Annotated in this window: 5 protein-coding genes; 3 read left to right on the plus strand and 2 right to left on the minus strand. The window is 48.5% G+C overall.

Features of this window, described 5'->3' with window-relative positions; genetic code table 11:
* Window positions 1-68: 68 nt before the first annotated feature.
* Window positions 69-875, minus strand: a complete 807-nt coding sequence (locus HMPREF2907_RS09950) for a cytochrome C assembly family protein (protein WP_049224579.1) — start codon at window positions 873-875, stop codon at window positions 69-71.
* A gap of 116 nt (window positions 876-991) precedes the next feature.
* Between HMPREF2907_RS09950 and ffh the strand changes: the two genes are divergently transcribed.
* Complete coding sequence (gene ffh, locus HMPREF2907_RS09955) at window positions 992-2362, plus strand: signal recognition particle protein (protein ID WP_070682582.1); 1371 nt, start codon at window positions 992-994, stop codon at window positions 2360-2362.
* 232 nt (window positions 2363-2594) lie between these two features.
* Here the strand turns inward: ffh and HMPREF2907_RS09960 are convergent, their stop codons facing one another.
* A complete protein-coding gene (locus HMPREF2907_RS09960; protein WP_070682583.1) occupies window positions 2595-3182 on the minus strand; it encodes a YdcF family protein in 588 nt (195 codons plus the stop codon).
* Between the two features lie 331 nt (window positions 3183-3513).
* Between HMPREF2907_RS09960 and HMPREF2907_RS09965 the strand changes: the two genes are divergently transcribed.
* Window positions 3514-4086 carry a TMEM165/GDT1 family protein gene (locus tag HMPREF2907_RS09965; protein WP_070682584.1) on the plus strand — a complete coding sequence of 191 codons (573 nt, stop codon included), beginning with the start codon at window positions 3514-3516 and terminating at the stop codon, window positions 4084-4086.
* A gap of 10 nt (window positions 4087-4096) precedes the next feature.
* Window positions 4097-4720: a TIGR01621 family pseudouridine synthase gene (locus HMPREF2907_RS09970; RefSeq protein WP_070682585.1), complete on the plus strand. Its 624-nt coding sequence runs from the start codon at window positions 4097-4099 to the stop codon at window positions 4718-4720.
* Window positions 4721-4920: the final 200 nt, after the last annotated feature.

A 4920-nucleotide genomic window follows, 5' to 3' on the forward strand; every position in this document is an offset into this window, starting at 1 on the left:
GTCGCCTGAAATCCCTTTCAGACGACCTTTATTAATCCAAATACACTACTACCCGAATAACTCTCACCTTAACGCTGCAGCAAGATTTCCAATACAAACTTGCTCCCTACATAAGCAAACATTAGGCTGACAAATCCGATGATTGTCCAAACGGCTGCTTTTTTACCCCGCCATGCCGTCATACTGTGCTTAAGCAGCAACGCACCGTAAATTATCCATGAGAGAATGCCGAATACGGTTTTATGGGTAAATGTAACGGGTTTACCGAATACAGCTTCTGCAAAAAATGTCCCGCTGACAACCGAATAGGTTAATAAGATAAAACCTACCCACATCCCCTGGAACATGAGCTTTTCCAAACTCAGTAAAGACGGTAGAAAACCGGACAAACTGGAAACACGTCGTCTATGCAGGTTACGGTTGAGCAGTAAAATCAAAACGGCAAACAAGGTCACAATGCCGAATAAACCGTATGCCAGCAGCGATGTACCAATGTGCGACATAAACGGCAAATCATTGATTTGGTAACCGACATATTTTCCTGGAAACAGCGCGCCCAATAATAAGGTAAACGCTGCACACGGATATAAAAGCAGCTGCAATCCGCGCAGACGATAGAAAAAACTACCAACGAAATACACCAGCAGCATCAACCATACGATCAAACTGATGGAATACCCAAAGCCCATAATCAAAATCTTGTCTTGAATGACAGGCATAAGCAATACAGCACCGTGCATGGTCAGCGCAGCACCCAAAACAGCCAACTCGGCTTTTAGAGGATAATCTTTAATCTCTCGGGTCTTGTGATTGAACCAAACGAATATACCCAATCCGGCATACACCAGTATCAGGCAAATCAGGATAGTCGGCATAACAAACTTTCTTGGCGCGCATACATAACCGCACGCGATAGTGTAAAATAATCTCAATTTTATTTTAGCAAAGAATGCCCCGAACAGGGCAGCTATTATCATTACCAAGGACAAGCATGTTAGACAACTTAACCAACCGCTTTAGTAAAGTTTTCAAAAATATCCGCGGTCAAGCAAAATTGACAGAAGACAACATCAAAGAGGCGCTGCGGGAAGTCCGCCTTGCTCTGCTCGAAGCGGACGTAGCCCTGCCTGTTGTAAAAGAATTTGTCAACAACGTCAAAGAAAAAGCCCTCGGACAGGAAGTTGCCGGCAGCCTGACTCCCGACCAAGCCTTTATCGGTGTCGTCAACCAAGCCCTGATCGAATTGATGGGTAAGGAAAATTCCTCTTTGGACTTGGCGGCCGTACCGCCTGCTGTCGTCTTAATGGCGGGTCTGCAAGGTGCGGGTAAAACCACCACCGTCGGCAAACTCGCCCGCCTGCTGAAAAACGAACAGAAGAAAAAAGTCTTGGTCGTTTCAGCCGACGTGTACCGCCCTGCCGCCATCGAACAGTTACGCCTTTTGGCCGAGCAAGTCGGCATTGACTTCTTCCCTTCCGACTCCAATCAGAGACCTGTCGAAATTGCCACTGCTGCAATTGACTATGCAAAAAAACATTTTTACGATGTCTTGATGGTCGACACCGCCGGACGCTTGGCGATTGACGAAGAGATGATGAATGAAATCAAAGCGCTGCACGCAGCCGTCAATCCGGTAGAAACCTTATTCGTCGTCGATGCCATGTTGGGTCAAGATGCTGTAAACACCGCACAAGCATTTAACGAAGCCTTGCCGCTGACCGGCGTCATCCTGACCAAAATGGACGGCGATTCACGCGGTGGTGCGGCATTGTCTGTACGCCACGTTACCGGAAAACCCATCAAATTTATCGGTATCGGTGAAAAAATCACAGGACTCGAACCCTTCTACCCGGACCGCATCGCCAGCCGTATCCTCGGCATGGGCGACGTGTTAAGCCTGATTGAAGATGTACAAAAAGGCATAGACGAAGAAGCGGCCGCCAAAATGGCGAAAAAACTGCAAAAAGGCAAAGGCTTCGACCTCAATGACTTTAAAGAACAAATCCAGCAAATGCGTAATATGGGCGGACTGGAAAGCCTGATGTCAAAAATGCCGGGCGAACTGGGTCAGATTTCCAAACAAATTCCCGAAGGCACGGCAGAAAAAGCCATGGGTAAAGTCGAAGCCATCATCAACTCCATGACACCCAAAGAACGCGCCAACCCAGCCCTGCTCAAAGCCAGCCGCAAACGCCGCATTGCCGCAGGCGCCGGCACCAACGTAGAGGAAGTCAACAAAATGCTCAAACAGTTTGAACAATCGCAACAAGTCATGAAAATGTTCAGCGGAAAAGGACTGGGCAAACTGATGCGTATGGCAAAAGGCATGAAGGGTATGAAAGGAATGTTCCCCGGAATGTAATCGGCAGGAAATATAAGGGAGGTCGTCTGAAAACTGAAATTGGGTTTTCAGACAACCTCTTGGTATTGAGATTCTAGTCAGTCAAAAGCATGGCAATCTATAGTGGATTAACTTTAAATCAGGACAAGGCGACGAAGCCGCAGACAGTACAGATAGTACGGTAAGGCGAGGCAACGCCGTACTGGTTTAAAGTTTAATCCACTATACTATTACAAAAGATAATAGTTAGTCTCTAACTATAAAGTGCAACCGCCTTTACCCATGCAAGCACCTCCCGAGACAGTTTGCGCAAATAATTTACCGTCGAATCACCGCACGCCCCTGAAGCATACAATTCAACAGTTTTACCCTGCCAATAGCGCTTAGCAAGCCAAGAGGCACGCGCAAGATGAAAAGAATCACTGACAATGATGATTTCGTTCGCATCCCGTAGCTTCGGTCCACTCAGCACGATATTTTCATATGTACTTTTTGAATGTTCTTCCAACCGTATTTTTTCGGACGGTACGCCCATTTCCACGGCCATATCGCGCATAGTTTGGGCTTCATTGCTGCCGTCCCCGTCCGTTCCTCCGCTCATCAGCAATTCACCCACCTTACCTTGCCGATACAGCCTGACACCTGCTTCAACCCGCGAGCGCAAACAAGGATTAGGTTTTCCTCTGCGGTTAACAGCATTACCTAAAACAACGGCAATATCGGCAGAAGACAGGTTTTCAGACGACCTTTTTTCCACATTGACTGCACATAGATGCAGCCAGCCCAAAACAGTACACCATACCAAAAAACAAACGATGCACAATATCCAATACTTTTGCATTAATACTCCGGTGGATTTTGACCTTGGGTCATCATAGCATAATTTCTTTCAGCATCTTTCAAGGCTTCAGACAACCCCTTAGCCGCCAATTACTTATTGCATCCCTCCCCTTCCATCTTTATAATGCGCACACTCTTACGGGAGTAGCCATCTGATTTTCACTGACAATCAGAGCCGTTATCAACATAATTGACCGAGTTCGACAAAGATCAGTCATGGTGGCGGCATCTTCCTGACAACAGGAAGACAGGCAAGACGTAAGCGTTGTCCATACCCTTGCGGGCGGTGTGTGCAACGCTTTTTGTTTTTGCCCGCTTCGGTTGAGTATCTTATGGAAGCATTTTTCTCTTCAATGTTGGGCGTTGCCATTGCCGAAATCGGCGATAAAACGCAACTGCTCGCCCTTTTCCTTGCCGCTCGTTTTGCCCAGAAAAACGCGGTAGTCTCCGGCATCTTCATTGCCACTTTACTGAATCATTTAGTCTCCGCATTTGTCGGTGTATGGTTAGCGGAAACCGTTTCCCCCGATACCGTCAAATGGGCGGTCGGCATCAGCTTCATCGCGGTCGGCTTGTGGCTGCTCCTGCCTGATAAAGATGAAAATCCCGACAGCCGTTGGCTCAAATACGGCGCGTTCGGGGCGACGGTTTTTCTGTTTTTCATGGCGGAAATCGGCGATAAAACCCAAATCGCCACGGTCTTGCTGGCGGCAAAATACCAATCCTTATCCATGGTCGTACTCGGCAGCGTTGCCGGATTGATGTTGGCAACCGTCCCGGTGGTTTATTTGGGCGATATGCTGATGAAAAAAATCCCCGCCAAAGCCGTGCGGATTTCCGCCTGCGTACTGTTTTGCGTATTGGGCGTCATCACTTTGGCCGGTGGCGGCATTATGTTGAAATAGGTCGTCTGAAATGTGGGAAATCTTATTCAGACATCCGGATTTTGTCGCCGTCAACAAACCTTGCGGCGTATCCGTACATCAGGAAGAGGGCGAAGTCAGCCTGACGCAGACGCTGGCGGCGCAGCTCGGTCTTGAGCAGGTTTGGCTGCTGCACCGCTTGGACAAACTGACCAGCGGCGTGCTGCTGTTTGCCTTAAACCCGCAAAGCGCGTCGGTGCTGGCGCAGCAGTTTGCCGCCAAAACCATGCGTAAAACTTATTTGGCACTGGCAACGGACAAGCCGTCTAAGAAGCAAGGTTGGATCAAAGGCGATATGGAAAAATCGCGGCGCGGCGCATGGAAACTGACGCGCGGCATGGAAAATCCCGCTGTGACCGAATTTGGCAGCCACAGTTTAGAACCCGGCCTGCGCCTGTTCGTCCTGCATCCGCATACGGGCAAAACCCACCAACTCCGTGTCGCCATGAAAAGCTTGGGCAGCCCGATTTTGGGCGATACGCTCTACGGCGGGAAGCCTGCATCGAGGATGTTCCTTCATTCCTGGAAAATCAAATTTGATTATCAAGATCAGGCGTTTGAAATCGTCGCGCCCTTGAGTGAGGAATGGCCGCCATTAGATTTCATTTATGAATAAATCCAAAATATCTGACAAGGTTTCGTGTATCGCATCAGATAATCGAAAATAAAAAACCGCTAAGAAAGCGGGTAGTTAGGGCAACACCTTTCAAAGCCGAAAATAATACGGGTGGCGTGGTTTTCTTTCCAGCGGTGTAGATTGTCGTTATGCCAGCGGCGGGCGATTGATTCAAAGGTATTTAGGGCGGCGGCTTGCCG

The sequence above is a fragment of the Neisseria sp. HMSC055H02 genome, from assembly GCF_001813335.1.
GTDB classification, from domain to species: domain Bacteria; phylum Pseudomonadota; class Gammaproteobacteria; order Burkholderiales; family Neisseriaceae; genus Neisseria; species Neisseria sicca_C.